This window comes from Plantibacter sp. MPB07 (assembly GCF_046619465.1).
GTDB lineage: Bacteria > Actinomycetota > Actinomycetes > Actinomycetales > Microbacteriaceae > Plantibacter > Plantibacter auratus.
This window is the reverse complement of sequence record NZ_CP177043.1, coordinates 2209026-2228397: the sequence shown is the minus strand read 5'-3', so window position 1 is coordinate 2228397 and position 19372 is coordinate 2209026. Positions and strand designations below refer to the sequence as shown.

At 69.1% G+C, this 19372-nt stretch carries 18 protein-coding genes; 15 read left to right on the top strand and 3 right to left on the bottom strand.

From position 1 onward, the window contains the following. Nucleotides 1–218 precede the first annotated feature (218 nt). The 7 genes from ACLIME_RS10190 to ACLIME_RS10160 all read left to right on the top strand — a co-directional run bounded on the left by ACLIME_RS10190 (nt 219) and on the right by ACLIME_RS10160 (nt 7380). Nucleotides 219–1409 carry a Gfo/Idh/MocA family protein gene (locus tag ACLIME_RS10190; RefSeq protein WP_411556841.1) on the top strand — a complete coding sequence of 397 codons (1191 nt, stop codon included), beginning with the start codon at nt 219–221 and terminating at the stop codon, nt 1407–1409. A 50-nt stretch (nt 1410–1459) separates the two neighbouring features. Next, the gene (locus ACLIME_RS10185) at nt 1460–2770 is read left to right on the top strand and encodes an extracellular solute-binding protein (protein WP_202939489.1); all 1311 of its coding nucleotides are present in this window, start codon (nt 1460–1462) and stop codon (nt 2768–2770) included. Nucleotides 2771–2777: 7 nt separating this feature from the next. Continuing rightward, nucleotides 2778–3704 (top strand): carbohydrate ABC transporter permease, encoded by a 927-nt coding sequence (locus tag ACLIME_RS10180; RefSeq protein WP_071258845.1) that lies wholly within the window; start codon nt 2778–2780, stop codon nt 3702–3704. Then, complete coding sequence (locus ACLIME_RS10175) at nt 3704–4657, top strand: carbohydrate ABC transporter permease (protein ID WP_079706768.1); 954 nt, start codon at nt 3704–3706, stop codon at nt 4655–4657. Before ACLIME_RS10180 ends, ACLIME_RS10175 begins: the two co-directional genes overlap by 1 nt. A 49-nt stretch (nt 4658–4706) precedes the next feature. Beyond that, nucleotides 4707–5402, top strand: coding sequence for a ThuA domain-containing protein (locus ACLIME_RS10170; RefSeq protein WP_064295003.1), 696 nt, complete (start codon nt 4707–4709; stop codon nt 5400–5402). A 61-nt stretch (nt 5403–5463) separates the two neighbouring features. Continuing rightward, nucleotides 5464–6597, top strand: coding sequence for a Gfo/Idh/MocA family protein (locus tag ACLIME_RS10165; RefSeq protein ID WP_411556840.1), 1134 nt, complete (start codon nt 5464–5466; stop codon nt 6595–6597). 138 nt (nt 6598–6735) lie between these two features. Beyond that, nucleotides 6736–7380: a hypothetical protein gene (locus ACLIME_RS10160; protein ID WP_124769987.1), complete on the top strand. Its 645-nt coding sequence runs from the start codon at nt 6736–6738 to the stop codon at nt 7378–7380. A 6-nt stretch (nt 7381–7386) separates the two neighbouring features. On the opposite strand, the gene ACLIME_RS10155 is transcribed toward ACLIME_RS10160, so the two are convergent. Beyond that, a complete protein-coding gene (locus ACLIME_RS10155; protein WP_411556839.1) occupies nt 7387–7890 on the bottom strand; it encodes a metallophosphoesterase family protein in 504 nt (167 codons plus the stop codon). 220 nt (nt 7891–8110) lie between these two features. On the opposite strand from ACLIME_RS10155, the gene ACLIME_RS10150 reads away from it, so the two are divergent. Beyond that, nucleotides 8111–8722 carry a hypothetical protein gene (locus tag ACLIME_RS10150; protein ID WP_079706772.1) on the top strand — a complete coding sequence of 204 codons (612 nt, stop codon included), beginning with the start codon at nt 8111–8113 and terminating at the stop codon, nt 8720–8722. A gap of 137 nt (nt 8723–8859) precedes the next feature. Here the strand turns inward: ACLIME_RS10150 and ACLIME_RS10145 are convergent, their stop codons facing one another. Next, complete coding sequence (locus ACLIME_RS10145; RefSeq protein WP_274500436.1) at nt 8860–9297, bottom strand: GNAT family N-acetyltransferase; 438 nt, start codon at nt 9295–9297, stop codon at nt 8860–8862. Between the two features lie 90 nt (nt 9298–9387). On the opposite strand from ACLIME_RS10145, the gene ACLIME_RS10140 reads away from it, so the two are divergent. After that, a complete protein-coding gene (locus tag ACLIME_RS10140) occupies nt 9388–10584 on the top strand; it encodes an ROK family protein (RefSeq protein ID WP_411556838.1) in 1197 nt (398 codons plus the stop codon). Nucleotides 10585–10807: 223 nt separating this feature from the next. On the opposite strand, the gene ACLIME_RS10135 is transcribed toward ACLIME_RS10140, so the two are convergent. Then, nucleotides 10808–11827: a LacI family DNA-binding transcriptional regulator gene (locus ACLIME_RS10135; protein WP_064294998.1), complete on the bottom strand. Its 1020-nt coding sequence runs from the start codon at nt 11825–11827 to the stop codon at nt 10808–10810. Nucleotides 11828–11961: 134 nt separating this feature from the next. Here ACLIME_RS10135 and ACLIME_RS10130 point away from each other — a divergent pair, with 134 nt between their 5' ends. The 6 genes from ACLIME_RS10130 to ACLIME_RS10105 all read left to right on the top strand — a co-directional run bounded on the left by ACLIME_RS10130 (nt 11962) and on the right by ACLIME_RS10105 (nt 19317). Then, entirely contained in the window at nt 11962–12981 is a 1020-nt protein-coding gene (locus tag ACLIME_RS10130) for a serine hydrolase domain-containing protein (protein WP_085512643.1), read from the top strand. Between the two features lie 265 nt (nt 12982–13246). Continuing rightward, nucleotides 13247–13387, top strand: a complete 141-nt coding sequence (locus ACLIME_RS10125; RefSeq protein WP_158596666.1) for a hypothetical protein — start codon at nt 13247–13249, stop codon at nt 13385–13387. A 107-nt stretch (nt 13388–13494) separates the two neighbouring features. Next, nucleotides 13495–14607, top strand: coding sequence for a multiple monosaccharide ABC transporter substrate-binding protein (gene chvE, locus ACLIME_RS10120; protein ID WP_079706775.1), 1113 nt, complete (start codon nt 13495–13497; stop codon nt 14605–14607). A gap of 137 nt (nt 14608–14744) precedes the next feature. Further along, a complete protein-coding gene (mmsA, locus tag ACLIME_RS10115; RefSeq protein WP_064295024.1) occupies nt 14745–16253 on the top strand; it encodes a multiple monosaccharide ABC transporter ATP-binding protein in 1509 nt (502 codons plus the stop codon). 32 nt (nt 16254–16285) lie between these two features. Continuing rightward, the gene (gene mmsB / locus ACLIME_RS10110; protein ID WP_085512640.1) at nt 16286–17539 is read left to right on the top strand and encodes a multiple monosaccharide ABC transporter permease; all 1254 of its coding nucleotides are present in this window, start codon (nt 16286–16288) and stop codon (nt 17537–17539) included. A gap of 41 nt (nt 17540–17580) precedes the next feature. Next, nucleotides 17581–19317, top strand: coding sequence for a hypothetical protein (locus tag ACLIME_RS10105; protein WP_411556837.1), 1737 nt, complete (start codon nt 17581–17583; stop codon nt 19315–19317). The last annotated feature ends 55 nt before the right edge of the window (nt 19318–19372 follow it).

The window sequence follows — 19372 nt, the reverse complement described above, 5'->3', positions numbered from 1 at the left end:
GTCACTCGCTCCTAGTCCGAGCGGCGGGGACTGTGTCGGAGTGACAGTTCGCGGGCAGGGGCAGGGGGGGGGGGGGAGGTTGGCTCGTGCGAAAAGTTTCCAATGCGGGAGAGGGAAGTTGCGGGGAGACAGGCGGCGGGGCTAGCTTCAGGGCACCGCAGCGAAGCGATCCGGAACCCCGGGGCCGCAGCTGCGCGAGCAGCTCGGGAGCGTTGCACATGGCGGGAAGCGGACGGCCGGAACTCCGGGTCGCGATGATCGGATACGGCTTCATGGGAGCCGCACATTCGCAGGCCTGGCGCACCGCACCGCGCTTCTTCGACCTCGACGCGGAACCGGTCATGGCGACGATCGTCGGCCGCAACGCCGAGGCACTCGAGGCGGCCCGCGTGAAGTTCGGCTGGGAGTCGGCCTCGACGGACTGGCGGAGCGTCATCGCCGACCCGTCCATCGACATCGTCGACGTCTGCACGCCCGGCTCCTCGCACGTCGAGATCGCGATCGCCGCCCTCGAAGCCGGCAAGCACGTCCTCTGCGAGAAGCCGCTCGCCAACAGCGTCGAGGAGGCGGAGCTGATGGTCGCCGCAGCCGAGGCGGCGAGGGCCCGCGGCGTCCGCTCCATGGTCGGCTTCAGCTACCGTCGCGTGCCCGCCATCGGGTATGCCCGTCAGCTCGTCGCGGAGGGCGCGCTCGGGGACGTCCGCCAGATCCGCGCGCTCTACCTCCAGGACTGGCTGAGCGACGCCGAGGGTCCGATGACCTGGCGCCTCGACAAGGACCAGGCCGGTTCCGGCTCGCTCGGCGACATCGGCGCGCACGCCATCGACCTCGTGCAGCACCTGACCGGCGCCCGACTCGACACTGTCAGCGGGACGCTCGCGACCTTCGTCACCGAGCGACCGCTCCTCGGCGAGACCGTCGGCCTGAGCGGGACCGCCTCGGACGAACGCGGCGCGGTCACCGTCGACGACGCCGCCTGGTTCACCGCAAAGCTCACGGGCGGACTCGCGGACGGCGCCATCGGCGCCTTCGAAGCCACCCGCTACGCGACCGGCCGGAAGAACGCGCTCCGCATCGAGCTGAGCGGCTCCCGCGGAGCCATCGCCTTCGACCTCGAGCGGATGAACGAGCTCGAGGTGTACGACGCCACCGCTCCCGCCGGCAAGCAGGGCTTCACGCGCATCGTCGTCACCGAGCCGGAGCACCCGTACATGGCCGCCTGGTGGCCGACCGGCCACGGCATCGGCTACGAGCACCCGTTCTCGCACCAGGTGCGGGACCTCGTCCAGGCCATCACCGGCGGCACCGATCCCGAACCGTCCTTCGCCGAAGGCCTGCAGGTCCAGCGGGTCCTGCGCGCCGTCGAGTCGAGCGCCGCGAACGGCAGCGCCTGGACGCCCACCGACTGACCCGACCACATCGCACCATCAGCAGCAGCACCCACCAAGGAGAGAACGCAATGACGCTTCGTACTTCATCCCGCCGTCGGACCCGACTGGCCGCAGTCGCCCTCGGCGTCTCGGCCCTCATGCTCGGCGCGACCGCCTGCTCCAGCGGCGGTGGCGCCCCGAGTGGCAGCGCCACCCTCTGGGGCCTCACCGGCACCGACGAGGACACCGTCCTCGGCCCGTCGCTCAAGGAGTGGAACGGCGCCAACGCCGACGGCCAGGTCGCAGCGACCTACTTCCAGAACGACGCTTACAAGACCAAGATCCGCACGGCCGTCGGCGCGGGCAGCGCCCCGACCATCATCTACAGCTGGGCGGGCGGCACCCTGAACTCCTACGTGGACGCCGGCAAGGTCGCCGACATCACCTCGGAGACCGCGGACGCCAAGGGCAAGTTCCTCGAGTCCGTCTGGAACCAGGGCGTCATCGACGACAAGGTCTATGCGGTGCCGATGAACGCCACCACGCCGATCATGTTCTATTACAACAAGGACGTCCTGAAGGCCGCCGGCGTCGAGGTCCCGACGAACTTCGACGAGATCATCGACGCCATCCCCAAGCTCAAGGCCGCAGGCGTGGCCCCGTTCTCGCTCGCCGGTGCGTCCAAGTGGCCGTCGCTCATGTGGGAGGAGTACCTCGTCGACCGCGTCGCCGGCCCCGAGGCCTTCAACAAGATCATGGCCGGTGAAGCCGACGCGTGGAGCGACCCCGGCATCATCGAGGCGAACGAGAAGATCCAGGAGCTCGTGAAGGCCGGCGCGTTCGTCGACGGCTACGCCTCGGTCACCGCCGACAGCAACGCCGACGTCGCCCTGCTCTACACGGGCAAGGCCGCGATGATGCTCCAAGGCGCCTGGGTCATGACGACCTTCAAGCAGCAGGCGGCCGAGTTCGCCGAGAAGGGGCTCGGCTACACGACCTTCCCCGCCGTCACCGGTGGCAAGGGCGACCCGTCGAACATCGTCGGCAACCCGTCCGGGTACTTCTCCATCTCCGCCTCGGCGACGAAGGAGCAGCAGGCCAGCGCGCTGAAGTACCTCACCGAGGGCGTCTTCGACAAGGGCTACATCGACCGCATGGTCGAGGCCGGTCAGGTGCCGCCGATCACGGGTATCGACGACCAGATCGCGGACGCCGGCGGCGACTTCGGCACGACCGTCTACGACCTGACGAAGAACGCCAAGAACTTCCAGATGTCGTGGGACCAGGCGCTCCCGCCCGCACAGGCCACCGCGCTGCTGACGAACCTCGACCAGCTGTTCAACCTGCAGATCACCCCGCAGGAGTTCTCCGACAACATGAACAAGACGATCGGACAGTGATCTCCCGATGACCGTCACCCGTCCATTGAACGGGGCCCGAGGGGCCGGTGCGGCAGCGATGCGCCGCCGCACCGGCCCCAGCGGCTGGATGGTCGCGCCGGCGCTGGGCTTCTTCCTCGTCTTCGCGATCATCCCGCTCATCGTCGCCCTGTACCTGAGCTTCACCCGCTGGGACGCGATCACCGACCCCGCGTGGGTCGGCCTCGACAACTGGGCATCCGTCCTCGTCGACCCGGTCGCGATCGACGCCCTCGTCCTGACCCTCAAGGTCATCGTGATCTCCTGGATCGTCCAGACCCCGATCAGCCTGCTGCTCGGGACCTGGACCGCCGGCAAGCAGCGCAACCGGGCCGTCCTCGGCGCGATCTTCTTCCTGCCGCTGCTGCTGTCGTCGGCGGCGACGGCCATCGCGTTCAAGGCGATCCTCGACCCGAACTTCGGCCTGTCGGCGTCGCTCGGCATCCCGTTCCTCAAGCAGGACTGGCTCGGCAACCAGCAGCTCGTGCTCTTCGTCGTGATCTTCATCATCGCGTGGCAGTTCGTGCCCTTCCACACGCTCCTGTTCCAGGGTGGCGTGCGACAGATCCCGGCGTCCCTCTATGAGGCGGCCGAGATCGACGGGGCTGGGACGGTCAAGCAGTTCTTCCACATCACGCTCCCGCAGCTGCGGTACACGCTCGTGACGTCGTCCACGCTCATGATCATCGGTTCGCTCACCTACTTCGACGTGATCTTCGTGCTCACCGGCGGCGTTCCGAGCGCCGGCACCCGCATCCTCCCGATCCTCATGTACGTGACGGGCTTCTCCGCGAGTCAGTTCGGGCAGGCGAGCGTCATGGCGATCATCCTGGCCGTCATCGGTCTCGCCATCGCCCTGCTGCTCACCAAGCTGAGCGGCTTCGCCAAGATGGACAGTCAGCAGGAGGGCCTCTGATGTCAGCGACGAACCCACTCACGAAGCCCGGCGCGCTCCCGACGGGCAGCCTCGACACGGTCAGCGTCTCGACCGCCGGGTCCAAGCGAGGACGCCCCGGCGAGCACGAGACGCGAGGCAAGCGCCCCCGCGGTGCCCGCCGCAAACCGAACATCCTCGGCGGGATCGGCGCCTGGATCTGGCTGCTCATCATCGTGCTGCCGATCTACTACATCGTCATCACGAGCGTGCGCCCGCAGGCCGGGTTCTTCTCGAGCAACCAGCTCATCCCGCCCACCGACCCGACCCTCGACGGTTACGCCCTCGTGCTGCAGAGCGACTTCTTCCTGTACCTCGGCAACAGCGTCATCATCACCGTCGCGAGCGTCGCCGTCACTGTGTTCGTCTGCCTCATGGCGTCGTACGCGATCGTGCGCACCAACTCCCGGTTCACGCGGGGAGCGTTCTCGTTCTTCCTGCTCGGCCTCGCGATCCCGCTGCAGGCGACGATCATCCCGCTGTTCTACATGCTCAGCAAGGCGGGGCTCTACGACACCCTCCTGGCGCTGATCCTGCCGTCGATCGGCTTCGCGGTGCCCGTCACCGTGCTCATCCTGTCGAACTTCATCCGCGACATCCCCAAGGAGCTGTTCGAGTCGATGACCGTCGACGGGGCGTCGAGCTGGCGGACCCTCGTCTCGCTCGTCCTCCCGCTCGCCCGGCCGGCGATCGTCACCGTCGCGCTCTACAACGCGCTCAACGTGTGGAACGGCTTCCTGTTCCCACTCGTGCTCACGCAGTCGCCGAGCAACCGGGTGCTGCCGTTGTCGCTGTGGACGTTCCAAGGGTCGTTCAGCGTGAACGTGCCGGCCGTGCTCGCCGCCGTGGTGTTGTCGACCCTGCCGATCTTCATCCTGTACCTGTTCGGCCGACGCCAGTTGATCAGTGGCATGACCGCCGGCTTCAGCAAGTAGTGCTGATCGCGAGCCGACCAATGACCGAACCATCCCCTGAGAGGAACACATGACTGACAAGCAGGCGCTCGTGGTGCGAGGCGGCTGGGACGGGCACATGCCCGTCGAGACGACCGCGGCCTTCATCCCCTTCCTGGAGGCGAACGGGTTCACCGTCCGCGTCGAGGACGGGACCACCGTCTACACGGACACCGACTACCTCGACACGGTCGACCTCATCGTGCAGATCAACACGATGAACACGATCGAGCCGGAGGAGTTCGCCGGCCTGCAACGCGCCGTCCTGAACGGGACGGGCATGGCCGGTTGGCACGGCGGGATCGCAGACTCGTACCGCAACAACGCCGACTACCTCCACATGATCGGCGGCCAGTTCGCGCACCACGCCGGCAAGGACCCGGCCGAGCGGACGGGGGAGCAGTCCGACAACTACATCCCCTACACCGTCCACATCACCGAGTACGGCCGGACCCACCCCATCACGGAGGGGATCGAGGACTTCGACCTCGTCACCGAGCAGTACTGGGTGCTGAGCGACGAGTACAACGACGTCCTCGCGACGACGACGCAGGAGGTGCGGCCCTGGGACGCATGGAACCGTCCCGTCACGGCGCCCGCCATCTGGACGCGACAGTGGGGGAAGGGTCGGATCTTCGTGTCCGCTCCCGGCCACCGCATCGAGATCGTCGAGGACCCGAACGTCCGCACCATCATCGAAAGGGGCCTGCTGTGGGCAGCACGCTGAACGGGATCGTCGAAGACCGGTGCCAGAACGCCGGCCGCGCCATGATCGAAAGGGGCCTGCTGTGGGCAGCACGCTGAACGGGGCATCGGAGACCACCGGAGGGTCCGTCCTCCGGGTCGGCGTCATCGGCGTCGGCAACATCTCGAAGCAGTACTTCGCCGAGTTCCCGAAGCTGCCGAACCTCGAGCTCGTCGTCGTCGCGGACCTCGACCTCGCCCGCGCGGCGGAGGTCGCCGCCGAACAGGGCGTGCGGTCGTCGAGCGTCGACGAGTTGCTCGCAGACCCCGAGGTCGACGTCGTCCTGAACCTGACCATCCCGGCGGCGCACGCCGAGGTCGCGCTCCGAGCCCTCGAGGCCGGCAAGCACGTCTACGGGGAGAAGCCGCTCGCACTGTCGACCGCCGAGGCGCGACCGGTGCTCGAGCTCGCGGCGGCGAAGGGCCTCCGCGTCGGCAGCGCACCGGACACCGTCCTCGGGTCGGGCGTCCAGACGGCGCTCGCCGTGCTCGACAGCGGCACCATCGGTCGGCCGATCGCCGCGGCGGTCGCCTGGAGCGCCCCGGGACACGAGCTGTGGCACCCGGCCCCCGCGTTCTACTACCAGCCCGGTGGCGGGCCGCTCCTCGACATGGGGCCGTACTACCTGACGAGCCTCGTGTCGTTCTTCGGTCCCGTCGTGCGGGTGTCGGGGGCGGTCGCGCGGTCGGATCGTGAGCGGTCGGTCGCGACCGGAGCGCTGGCCGGGACGCCGATCCCGGTGCACGAGGAGGTCGACACGCACGTCACCGCGATCCTCGAGCACGCGAACGGGGTGGTCTCGACCGTGACGGTCTCGTTCGAGGTGTGGGCGAGCCGCGTGCCGCTCTTCGAGGTCTACGGGACGGGCGGGACGGTCGCCGTGCCCGACCCGAACCGGTTCTCGGACCCGGTGGAGATCGCGACGGCCGACGACCGCACCTGGCGTGCCGTCCCCGACAGCGCCGGCTTCGTCGACGCCGGCCGCGGCGTGGGCCTGTCCGACCTGGCCGAGGCGATCGAGCAGGACCGACCGCATCGGGCCTCGGGCGACCTCGCGTTCCACGTGTTGGAGATCATGGAGGCGATCATCGTCGCCGGTCGTGAGCACCGCGTCGTGGAACTGACCAGTACCGTCCCCCGCCCCGCACCGGTGCTGCAGCCCGCGACCGTCGCCTGAGTTCCTCCCCTGCCCGCGAACTGTCACTCGGCGCTGGTCCGGGCGGCTGGAACTGTGCCGAAGTGACAGTTCGCGTGCAGGGGTGGGACCGGTCGGTGTGCGAGGATGGGCTGATCCGAGCACACATTTGGGGGAATGATGTCGTTCACACGAGCACACCGACGTCCGGTCGTCACCGTCCTGGCGATCGCAGCAGCACTGGCGTTGGCCGGATGCTCGGGCGGCGCTGGGGCATCGACGCCCGCACCGACCGAGACCGCGACCACGACGGCCACGCCGACACCGTCGCCGACGCCGACGCCCACCGGTCCCGACCTCGCCGATCCCGCGTCCTGGATCGTGTCGTTCACCGGGCTCGGCCCGATCGAGGTCGGCGCGCCGATCGAAGGCACGGCGTCGTTCATGACCGCCTTCACCGTGGCGACGCAGGAGGCCTGCCCGTGGGTGACCGCCTACGCCGCCGACGGGCTGCCCTCGGTCTGGCTCCCCGATCCGCAGAGCACCGGGGTCGTGAACCAGATCGTCCTGCAGGCGTGGGGCGGGCCCGCGTCTGCGGCGGTCGCAGCCTCGCCGACGACCGCTGAGGGCGTCGGCGTCGGATCCACCCTCGAGGAACTCCGGGCCGCCTACCCGGCGCTCACCGAGCAGCAGGGCAAGTACGCCGTCTTCTACGCCGTCACCGACGACGCCGGACACTGGATCAACTTCTCCGTGACCGACGACCTCGTCGACGGCATCGTCGTCCGCGACGAAGCGAAGATCGACAGCGAGTACTGCGGCTGATCCGCCTCAGCGGGCGACCGGGACGACCCGGACGTCCCTGAGCCCGCCGTCTTCAACCCGAGCGGTCATCATCGTGCACTCCGGTTGACGACGGCGGTCCGTCGGCGACCCGGGGTTGAGCAGACGCAGACCGGCGGGGGAGACCGAGTCCCACGGGATGTGGCTGTGCCCGAAGACCAGGACGTCGGTGTCGGGGAAGGCCTCGTCGGCCCGTCGCTCGCGACCGGTCGCCGCCCCGGTCTCGTGGACGACGGCGAACCGCAGCCCGTCGAGCTCGAAGCGCGCGACCTCGGGAAGACGCGCGCGGAGGCCGGGGCCGTCGTTGTTGCCGAAGACGCCGACGAGGCGGGCGGCGCGGGCTTCGAGGGCGTCGAGGGGCGCCTCGTCGACCCAGTCACCCGCGTGGACGACGACGTCCGCTGCGTCGACGGCGGCCCAGACCGCGTCCGGCAGGACCTTCGCCCGCTTCGGCAGGTGGGTGTCGGCGAGGAGGAGCAGCGAGGTCGGCATGTTCCCACGGAAGCGGATCGCGCCGACGCCGTCAACCGGGTGGTGCTCCCGCGCCCGTCGACCCGCTCGGGGACCGGCGCTTGTCGAGCGGCGCCTTTCGACAGGCTCAGGGACCGGACCGGACTCAGGGACAGGACCAGGGACCGGACCAGGCTCGGGGACCGGGCCGCGGACCGCCGTTCACGGACACTCCCGCAGAGTGGGCGACTAGGGTGATCCCATGCCCGCAACCGACCTTCGTTTCTCCGGGAGGATCGCCGGCTACGGCACCACGGGCGGCGTCCGCATCGTCCTCGGGCTCTGGTCCACGTCCCCGTTCGGCTCCTTCGCCGACGCGATGATCGAGGACTCCCGCGGCAAACGCCTGCTGCTCGCGCCGACGCAGGAGATCGCCGACTTCATCTCCACCACGTACACCTTCGACGACGTCGAGATCGGCACCGTCGGCTGGACGCGCCTGCCGACGGGGCTCCGCTTCGTGGGCGGTCCGCTCGACACGACCCTCCGCATCGGTGGGAGCTCGCCGCTCGGTCGTGCGCTCCGGGTCGTCCCCAAACCCGTGGCCGTGAACCCCGTCTGGCTGCAGACCATCGACCCCCTCGCCCGCGTGCTCCAACCCGGCGCCCGGACGGCGGGCTCCGCCGGCAACGGTCGACGCGAGTACTACGGCGTGACCGGCGCTCGACGCATCACCGCCGCCACCGCGAGCTGGTCCGGTGCGGACCTCGGCACCCTCGCCCGACTCGACCCGCCCGTGCGCTTCGGCTTCGGCTCCGCGCCGGCCGACCCGCACCTCGTCGACATCGTCACCACGGTCCGCCAGCCGGCGTGAGCGGCTCCGGGGTCGCGCGGCTCACCCGCTAGCCGGTGCCGGCGTCGTGGCAGGAGGAGATCCGCTCGGTGGCAGGACGTTCCTCAGCCGGACATCCTGCTGCCGTGCCGATCTCCTGCTGCCGTGCCGCTGGGTGTTCAGCCTCGGCGGACCATCCAGACGTCGACCTCGTCCTCGCGTTCGAGCGTGAAGCCGTGGCGCTCGTAGAGGCGGCGGGCCGGGCTGCCCTGCAGGACGTTGAGGCGGAACGGGCGCGGATCGCCGTCATCGGACAGGAGCCGCGAGAGCACCGCGGTGCCGAGGCCAGCGCCCTGGTGCTCGGGCGCCAGATAGAAGTGCTCCACCCACCGCTCGCCGGCTTCCGGACGGAGGGCGACCAGCCCGGCCGTGACGCCGTCGACCTCGATCACCGAGGTGTGCTCCGGGCGATATCCGTCGAGGAAGCGCTGGCGCACGCGGGTCTCGTCGTAGCGACCGAGGCGCTCGAGGTCGGGCCGCATGACGACGGCGCGCAACTCGGCCATCCAGGTCGAGTCGTCGATGGTGGCGGGGCGGAGTGTCCAGGCGGCGGGCATCCGTCCAGTCAACCATCCACGGCCGGTGGCGGGTGAACCGGCGCGTGCCCGGATAGGGAACACTGGAGGGATCGAGCAGAGGGTGTGCGTGTGAGCGAGTCGACAGCGGTCGGGGCGGGTCCGGCGGGCGGATCCGGCATGGGGAGCGGACTCGACTCGGTGCGCCGTCGCAACCTCGGGCGGATCGTCGAGCTCGTGCACCAGGGCGGGGTGCAGTCGCGGTCGGCGCTCACGAGGACGACCGGCCTCAACCGGTCCACGGTCGCCGCGCTCGTCACGGAACTCGCCTCGATCGGCATCGTCGAGGAGTCGGTCCCGGTCGGCGGACAGGGTGTCGGCAGGCCGTCGCCACTCGTTTCAGCCGGCCCGCGAGCCGTCGCCTTCGCGGCGAACCCGGAACTCGACGCGATCACGGTGGCGGCCGTGCGACTCGGTGGCGAGGTCCTCGAGCGCGTGCGTCGCGAGGTCGACACGACACCGACGGCGGCCGAGGCGACGGCGATCATCGCGGAGTTGGTCGAGGAACTCGCCGATCGACTGCCCGACGAAGCGCGCGGTGGCGGCGGGATCGGGCTCGCGATCCCCGGTCTCGTCCGGGACGCCGACGGCGTCGTCCGGCTCGCACCGCACCTCGGGTGGGTGGACGAGCCCTTGGTCGAACGGCTGCGTGCCGCGACCGGTCGTGCGGTGTTCGCTGCCAACGACGCGAGTCTCGGCGCTCGGGCGGAGCGGACCTTCGGGGCGGGCCGCGGCATCGACGACCTCGTCTACCTGAACGGTGGCGCGAGCGGTATCGGTGGTGGCATCATCGCCGGTGGCCGACCCGTCGGTGGAGCGCGCGGGTACGCGGGGGAGTTCGGTCACACCTCGGCGACGGCCGCCGGCAACGCGCTCGAAGACGCCGTGCGACGCAGCGAGCTGCTGCACGTCGCCGGCCTCGCCGCCGGGGACGACGCGGTCCTCGAAGCGGCGCTCGCCGAGGGCATCGCGGCCGATCCGGCTGGGGCGATGCGGGAGGAGGTCGTCCGGCAGGCCAGGACGCTCGGGCGGGCGCTCGCCGGGACGGTGAACATCCTCGACCCCGAACTCGTCGTCCTCGGTGGGCATCTCGGGATCGTGCTCGAACTGGCATCGGAGGAGTTGCACGACGCGGTCCGTGAGCGGGCGCTCGTCCCGCCGTTCGAGGACGTCGCGATCGTGCGTGCGGCACTCGGCCAGGACCTCCTGCTCATCGGTGCCGCGGAACTCGCCTTCGATCGACTCATCGCGGACCCCGCCGGCTGGTGATCGTCGCCTCGGGTGCTGTCGGCCTGGTCGTCAGCGCACCGCGCTGGCGTGAGACGTGGTCACCCGGCGTCGGCGCGGTGCGCTGACGCGAGATCGCCCGAATCGGCGTGGGCGCGGGGCATGGACGTGAGCGCGCGTCTCCAGATGGGCGCGCTCACGCGTGTGACCCGCGCTCGCGTCAGCGCACCGCGCTGGCGCCACCACCACACACCGCCACGAGGGGTCAGAAGGCCGGGCGACCCGTCGACTTCCGCACGATGAGCTCCGGCTCGATCGTTCCGCGGTACCCGACGGCGTCGACCTCGAGGTTGCCGAGCAATCGCGCGACACAACGACGCCCCAGCTCGTCGAAGTCCTGCCGCACCGTCGTGAGCGGCGGCCAGAAGTGCGGTGCTTCCGGGATGTCGTCGAACCCCACGATCGACACGTCTCGGGGCACGTCGTACCCCTCGTCGCGGATCGCGTGGATGAGGCCGAGCGCCATCTGGTCGTTCGACGAGAAGATCGCCGTGAAGTCGCGCACTCGCATGAGTTCGATCCCGGCGCGATACCCGAAGTCGGCGGTCCAGTCACCGAGGATCGGCGCGGTCGTCGGCACGTCCTGCGCGCTCATCTCGGCGAGGAACCCGTGCATGCGCGCCTCCGCCTCGATCCAGTCCTGCGGGCCGGCGAGGTGGTAGATGTTCCGATGCCCGAGCTCGATGAGGTGCCGCGTCGCCAATCGTCCACCGGCGACCTGGTCGACGCCGATCGAGTGGTCGTCGAGGTCGCCGCCGGACTGCACCGCGATGAACGGCACCCGCACCTGCAGCTCCTCGATCGCCCGGAACACCCGGACCTGCGGCGCGATGACCACGATGCCGTCGACCGACTGCGCGAGCAGATGCTCGACGGCCGCGACGATCGACGCGTCGGAGACGTCGGGCAGGTTCGCCGTGCTGACGAGGTATCCGGCGTCCTTGCTCGCGTTCTCGATCGCCTGGATCATGCTCGCCGGACCGTACTGCGACCGCTGGCTCGCGAGCACCCCGATGGTCCGCGACCGACTCGTCACGAGTGCCCTGGCCGCCCGGTTCGGACGGTAGTTGACCTCGTCCATGACGGCGAGGACCCGGTCGCGGGTGGAGTCGCGGATGCTCGGGTGGTTGTTGAGCACTCGTGAGACCGTCTGGTGGGAGACCCCGGCCAGGCGCGCGACATCACGGATATTGGGGGCTCGCCCCCGTTCGGCGTCGTCGCTCACGGATTCCTCGGACCTCGATGTGCACGGTCACATTTCGTGCTGCACCCATTATGCACACGCCTCAGGCCCCCGACGGATCGGGTCCCCCGGGGTGCGTGGAGCCACGGAGGGGTCCGCGACGGTACCGTTGGGGGATGGATACCGAAAGCGTCGCCCGCGTCATCGAAGCCACCGACTTCTCGGGCGTCGTGCTCGTCAAGCGCGGTGACGAGACGCTCTTCGAGGCCGCCCGAGGCCTCGCCTCGCGGGAGCGCGACGAGCCCATCACGCTCGACACCCGCTTCGACACGGCGTCCATCACGAAGCTCTTCACCGCCGCCGCCGTGCTCCAGCAGGTCGACGCCGGACACATCGACCTCGACGAGTCGATCCACGAGTACGTCGACCTCGACGGCACCACCATCCGCCGCGACGTCCAGCTGCTCCACCTCCTCACCCACACCTCCGGCATCGCCGACGACGCCGACGAGACCGCCGGCGAGAGCTACGACGACCTCTGGGCCGAGCGCCCGGCCTCGTCGATCCGCGAGACCGCCGACCTCCTGCCGCTCTTCGCCGACAAGGAGCCGCTCGCGGCCCCTGGCGAAGAGGCGAACTACGTCAACGCGGGCTACGTGCTGCTCGGGCTCGCGCTCGAGGGCGTGACGGGGTTGCCCTACCGCCAGCTCATCGAGCAGCAGGTGTTCGCGCTGCTCGGCATGGACCACTCGGGCTTCGTCGACCGCCGGACGGGCGAGCCCGGCCTGGCCGAGGGCGGCGACGTCGACGACGACGGCGTCTGGCACTCGAACGCCGACGCCTTCCCGCCGCTCGGCGGCCCGGACGCCGGTGCACAGTCCACCGCGGCCGACCTCATCACCTTCCTGCGCGCCGCCCGCGACGCGAAGATCCTCACCGCCGAGCTGACCGAGGAGTTCACCTCCCCGCAGATCGAGGTCGACGAGGAGATCTCCTACGGCTTCGGCTTCGAGTTCGACGTCGACGAGGACGGCCAGGTGCGATCGATGTACCTCGACGGTGTCAACCCCGGCGCGAGCGGCATCGTGCGCACCTACTTCGGCCCGACGGCCGCGGACGCCATCGACGTCGTCGTGCTGTCGAACTCCGAGGACGGCGCGTGGGACGTCATCCGCGCGATCGACGCCGAACTCTAGGCCCCTACTGGGATCGCCGGGGCACATCCCCGGGTTCCGGCCACGCCGATCGGGGCGTACCTGTGCCCCCGGCACGTGCCCGCACGGGCTCACTGAGAGCGCGACCATGCCCCGACAGTCGCCGGTTATGAAAATGAGACCCATCCCGACTTGACATCAGGTGGAGGTCTGGGGCTATCGTGTGACACACAATGTGAACGGTCACATTCGGAGTGACGAGGAAGTCGACGTGGGAACGAAGCGCAATGGAGCGAGCAGGTCGGCGATGAGCCGCCTCCCGATCCACGGCACCGATCGATCCGACCACAGCTCCCTCTCGGCCCGGCTCTCCGCCGGCCACCTCTCCCTGCACCCTCGCCGACACCACGACGAGGCGTCCGCACCCGCACCCGCGAACGCCACGTAGCCGACGAGCGGCCTCGATGAGCTGGACACATCGAAGCCGACAGACCTGCGCATGACAATGACGTCCAAGCAACTCCCTAGGGAAGGAACCACACAGTGAAGAAGAGAATGCTCCTCGCCACGCTGGCCGCAGGCACGATGGTCGTGTCGCTCGCCGGCTGCTCCGGCGGCGCAAGCGGCGGATCGGGCGGCGGCGAAGGCGACGGCAAGCTCGTCGGCGTCGCGATGCCCACCAAGAGCTCCGAGCGCTGGATTCAGGACGGCAACGCCGTCAAGGAGCAGCTGGAGAAGGAGGGCTTCAAGGTCGACCTGCAGTACGCCGAGGACGACATCCCCACCCAGGTCTCGCAGATCGAGAACATGATCACCAAGGGCGCCTCCGTCCTGATCATCGCCTCGATCGACGGCACCACGCTCACGAGCGTGCTCCAGGAGGCCAAGGACGGCGACATCCCCGTCATCGCCTACGACCGCCTGATCCGCGACAGCGAGAACGTCGACTACTACGCGTCGTTCGACAACTACAAGGTCGGCGTGCAGCAGGCCAACTCGGTCCTCAACGGCCTCGGCCTCGTCGACCTCGAGGGCAAGCCCACCGAGGGCGCACCCGCCGGTCCGTTCAACATCGAGATGTTCGCCGGCTCGCCCGACGACAACAACGCCACGTTCTTCTGGGACGGCGCTCAGGACACCCTGAAGCCGTTCATCGACGCGGGCACCCTCAAGGTCGCCAGTGGCCAGACCTCCTTCGAGCAGGCTGCAACGCTCCGTTGGGACGGTGAGACCGCGCAGAAGCGCATGGAGAACATCCTCACGTCGACCTACTCCGACGGCAGCAAGGTCAACGCGGTCCTGTCGCCCTACGACGGCATCTCGCGAGGCATCATCTCGGCGCTGACCGACGCCGGCTACTCGGTGGGCGACGGCTGGCCCGTCATCTCCGGCCAGGACGCCGAGCTCGACTCGGTCAAGGCCATCGAGTCCGGCGAGCAGTACGCGACCATCTTCAAGGACACCCGCCAGCTGGCGAGCGAAGCCGTCAAGATGGCCGTCGCCGTGCTGAACGGTGAGAAGCCCGAGGTCAACAACACCGAGGACTACGACAACGGCAAGAAGGTCGTCCCGTCCTTCCTCCTCGAGTCGCAGATCGTCGTCAAGGACAACATCCAGGAGGTCCTCGTGGACTCCGGTTACTGGACCGAAGACGAGATCAAGGGCTAGTCAGTCCTGCAACACCCCTTTCGACAGGCTCAGGGAACGGAATCACTTCCGATCCCTGAGCCTGTCGGAGGGCCCGGTTCAACGACGATCACCTGTAAGGAGACACGGTGTCAGGCGAGACCACGAGCATCCTCGAGATGCGCAACATCATCAAGACCTTCCCCGGCGTCAAGGCCCTCTCGAACGTCACGCTCGATGTGCAGCGCGGCACCGTGCACGCCATCTGCGGTGAGAACGGCGCCGGCAAGTCGACGCTCATGAAGGTGTTGTCCGGCGTCTACCCGTTCGGCACCTACGAGGGCGACATCGTCTTCGAGGGCGAGACGATGGAGTTCAAGGACATCCGCGACTCGGAGTCCAAGGGCATCGTCATCATCCACCAGGAGTTGGCCCTCAGCCCCTACCTCTCCATCGCGGAGAACATCTTCCTCAACAACGAGCTGAAGGGGCCGCTCGGCCTCATCGACTGGAACCGCACCAACCAGGAGGCGGCAGCACTGCTCGCCCGGGTCGGCCTGCGGGAGAACCCGACGACCAAGATCCTCGAGATCGGCGTCGGCAAGCAGCAGCTCGTCGAGATCGCGAAGGCCCTCTCGAAGCGCGTGAAGCTCCTCATCCTCGACGAGCCGACCGCCGCACTGAACGACGAGGACTCCGATCACCTGCTCGACCTGATCCTGCACCTCAAGGAGCAGGGCATCACGTCGATCATCATCAGCCACAAGCTCAACGAGATCAAGAAGGTCGCCGACACCGTCACCGTCATCCGCGACGGCAAGACCATCGAGACGATCGTGAAGAACGACGTCACCGAAGAGCGCATCATCAAGGACATGGTCGGCCGCGACCTCGAGCACCGCTACCCGGACCACACGCCGAACATCGGCGAGGAGATCCTGCGCGTCGAGGACTGGACCGCCCACCACCCGCAGGACCCGACCCGCGTGATGGTGGACGCCGTCAACCTCAACGTCCGCGCCGGTGAGATCGTCGGCATCGCCGGCCTCATGGGCGCCGGACGCACCGAGTTCGCGATGAGCCTGTTCGGTCAGTCGTACGGTAGCCGGATCAGCGGCAAGGTCTTCAAGAACGGCACCGAGATCCGCACCCGGACGGTGTCGGAGGCGATCGACAACGGCCTCGCGTACGCGACCGAGGACCGCAAGTACTACGGCCTCAACCTCATCGAGGACATCAAGCGGAACATCTCGATGGCCTCGCTGAAGAAGCTCGAACGCGGCGGACTCGTCAACGACAACGAGGAGTACAAGGTCGCCGAGGAGTACCGGAAGAGCATGAACATCAAGGCTCCGAACGTGCTCGCGAAGACCGGGAAGCTCTCGGGCGGCAACCAGCAGAAGGTCGTCCTCTCGAAGTGGATCTACTCCGACCCCGACGTCCTCATCCTCGATGAGCCCACTCGTGGCATCGACGTCGGTGCGAAGTACGAGATCTACACGATCATCAACCGCCTCGCCGCCGAGGGGAAGGGCGTCATCGTCATCTCCTCCGAGCTCCCCGAGCTCATCGGCATCTGCGACCGCATCTACGCCCTCAGCGAGGGCCGCATCACCGGCGAACTGCCGATCGAGGAAGCGAACCCCGAAGCGCTCCTCAAACTCATGACCATGGAGAAGCCCCGCTGACGCGGGCGCGGACGGATCGAAGGAGAACCGCAATGTCCGATCTGGACACCAAACCCACCGTCCCGGCAGGCGACGGCACCGCCGCCGGCGGCCTCGTCAACCCGGCCACCAACCGCTTCACGAGCTGGCTGACCCACATCCTCAGCGACCTCGGCAAGAACGGCATCTTCATCGCCCTCCTGCTCGTCGTCGTGTTCTTCGCCGTCATCACCGACGGCATCCTGCTGCGGCCGCAGAACATCTCCAACCTGATCGTGCAGAACGGGTACATCCTCGTCCTCGCGATCGGCATGGTGATGGTCATCATCGCCGGCCACATCGACCTGTCGGTCGGTTCCGTCGCGGCCTTCGTCGGTGCGGTCTCCGGTGTGTTCGCCGTGCAGATGCAGATGCCGTGGTGGATCGCGATCATCCTGTCGCTCGCCATCGGTGCGCTCGTCGGTGTCTGGCAGGGCTTCTGGATCGCCTACGTCGGGATCCCGGCGTTCATCGTGACGCTGGCCGGCATGCTCATCTTCCGCGGCCTCGCGCTCGTGGTGCTCGGCAACGCCAACATCGGTTCCTTCCCGGCGGAGTACCGTGCGCTCGGCAACGGCTTCCTGAACGACGTGTTCGGTGACTTCCCGATCGACCCGCTCACGCTCGGTATCGGTGTCATCGCCGTCGTCGGCCTCGTCGTGCAGCAGGTCCGCACGCGTCTCGGCCGACAGAAGTACGGCCAGGACACCGAGCCGTTCCCGTGGTTCGTCGCCAAGCTCGTCCTCATCATCGCGGGCATCGGCTTCTTCGTGTACGCCCTCGCCGCGTACAAGGGCATCCCGGTCACGCTCATCGTGCTGGCCGTCCTCGTGCTCGTCTACGGCATCGTCATGAACCGCTCGGTCTTCGGCCGTCACATCTACGCGATCGGTGGCAACCGTCACGCCGCGGAGCTGTCCGGCATCAAGACCCGTAAGGTCGACTTCTTCCTGTTCGTCAACATGGGCTTCCTCGCGGCGCTCGCCGGCCTCATCTTCACGGCCCGCCTGAACCTCGCCGGTCCGAAGGCCGGTGACGGCTTCGAACTCGAGGCGATCTCCGCGGCCTTCATCGGTGGAGCCGCGGTGCAGGGTGGCGTCGGTACCATCGGCGGCGCGATCATCGGTGGTCTCATCATCGGTGTGCTGAACAACGGTATGTCGATCATCGGCCTCGGCATCGAGTGGCAGCAGGCCGTCAAGGGCCTCGTGCTGCTGCTGGCCGTCGCGTTCGACGTCTACAACAAGCGCCGCAGCGGCGGACGCTGATCCCGAGGTCCGCGACCGCGGAACCCGGATCGATCCGACGCATGGACATCCACCACGGAGGCGAGAGCACCGGCGACCTGGCCGGTGCCCTCGCCTCCGTGCGTGGTGGCGAAGCGACCGCTGAGCCCGACTCCTCGCGGGTCCCGCCGGCGGCGCTCGCGATCCTGCGGGACGGCCGGCCGTTGCTCCAGGTGCCCTTCGGTACGGTGCACGCCGTGCTCGGACCGGTGCCGCTCCTCCGGCACCTGATCGCGCAGTTGTCCGGGACGTCCACCGGACCGCGCGGCGCGGCCAGGGTGTCCGGCTCCGAGACGGTGCTCGTCGACGGCAGGCCGGCGCGGTTGTCGTCACGGGCCGCGTCGAGTGCCTCCGGGGTGGCCGTCGTGACGGCCGGGCAGGCCATCAGCTGGTCGCAGACCATCGGTGAGAACGTGCTGCTCGGGTCCGAGCGTGGAGTGGGACTGCGGGAGGCGGTGATGCGGCTCCTCCGAGGGCCGCTCGCCGACCGGACGTCCTTGAGGCAGAGCGATGCCGAGCGGATCCACCGCGCCCTGGGCATTGTCGGGCTCGATCGGTCACCCGCGGACTCCGCCGGTGCCCTGTCGGTCGTGGAGCGTCGGCTCGTGGAGCTCGCCAGGGCGGTCGCCGCGGAGGCGTCGCTCATCGTGATCGACGACAGTGGCCCCGCACTCCGAGCGGACGAGGTCGAGCGTTGGCAGCAGGCGATGGTCGAGGTGGCCCGAGCTCCTCGAACCGCCGACCCCGCACCCGGTGTCCTGCTCGCGACCGGGGCCGTGACCGGGCTGGCGAGCGTCGCATCGGCCGCGACCGTGATCGCCGTCGGTGGTGACCCGTCGCCCCCGATCCGGCTGTCGGCCGTGGACGGTGAACGCGAGGTGGTCGCCGCGTTGGCCGCCGGGGTGGGCGGCGTCGACGTGTTCCGTCCGGTCGCCGGCGGATCATCGACGTCGGAAGGTGCCTCGTCGACCGCGGCGCCGGTGACGGCTGCCGGCCTCGCCGTCGAACACTGGACCGCGAGCCACCCGGCGGACCCCGAGCGGATCGTCGTCGACGACCTGTCCTTCACCTGCGCGCCGGGGGAGGTGCTCGGGCTGTTCGGTCCGCCCGACTCCGGTGCGGGGGAGGTGCTGTTGAGCGTCTTCGGGCGGTCGTACGGCGCACGGACCCGTGGTTCGGTGGCGCTCGACGGTGCGGTGGTCGACGTCTCGACGACGGATCGGGCGCGCGCCGCAGGGGTCCTGTACACGACCGAGCACCCGATCCGCTTCGACCTCTCCTTCCTCGGCGGGGTACCGTCGAGCGTGTCCCCGGACGCCCTCACGAGGATGGTCCGGCTCGGTGTGGCCGACCCGCGGCGCGACTACCGGGCGACCACCGCGCCGAGCGGCCTGGTCGCCGCGCTCCCCGGCGTGCACCGCGGGCCGGACGCCGACCAGTTCACGGAGTCGCTCCGGATCATCGCGGACACGCGGGCGCGCGCCGTGCTGCTCGCCGAACCGTTCGGTCGGGCGGGCGCCCCCGGCTCCGAGGACGGACGTCGGCGGGCTGAGCGGTACGCCCTGATCCGATCGCTCGCGGCGTCCGGCCGGGCGGTCGTCGTCTCGAGCGAGGACCCTGCGGCGCTCGCGGCCGTCTGCGACCGGGTCGTCGCCGTCCGCGCGGGCCGGATCGTGGGGACCGTGGGCGCTGCTGAGGCGCCGGATTCCGAGCCGCTCGACACCCGCGCCGTCATCGAGGCGATGGGCGGTCTCGCATGAGTCGAAATCGCATCGCCCTGTCCATGGCCACGGCAATATACAACGTTGTACACTG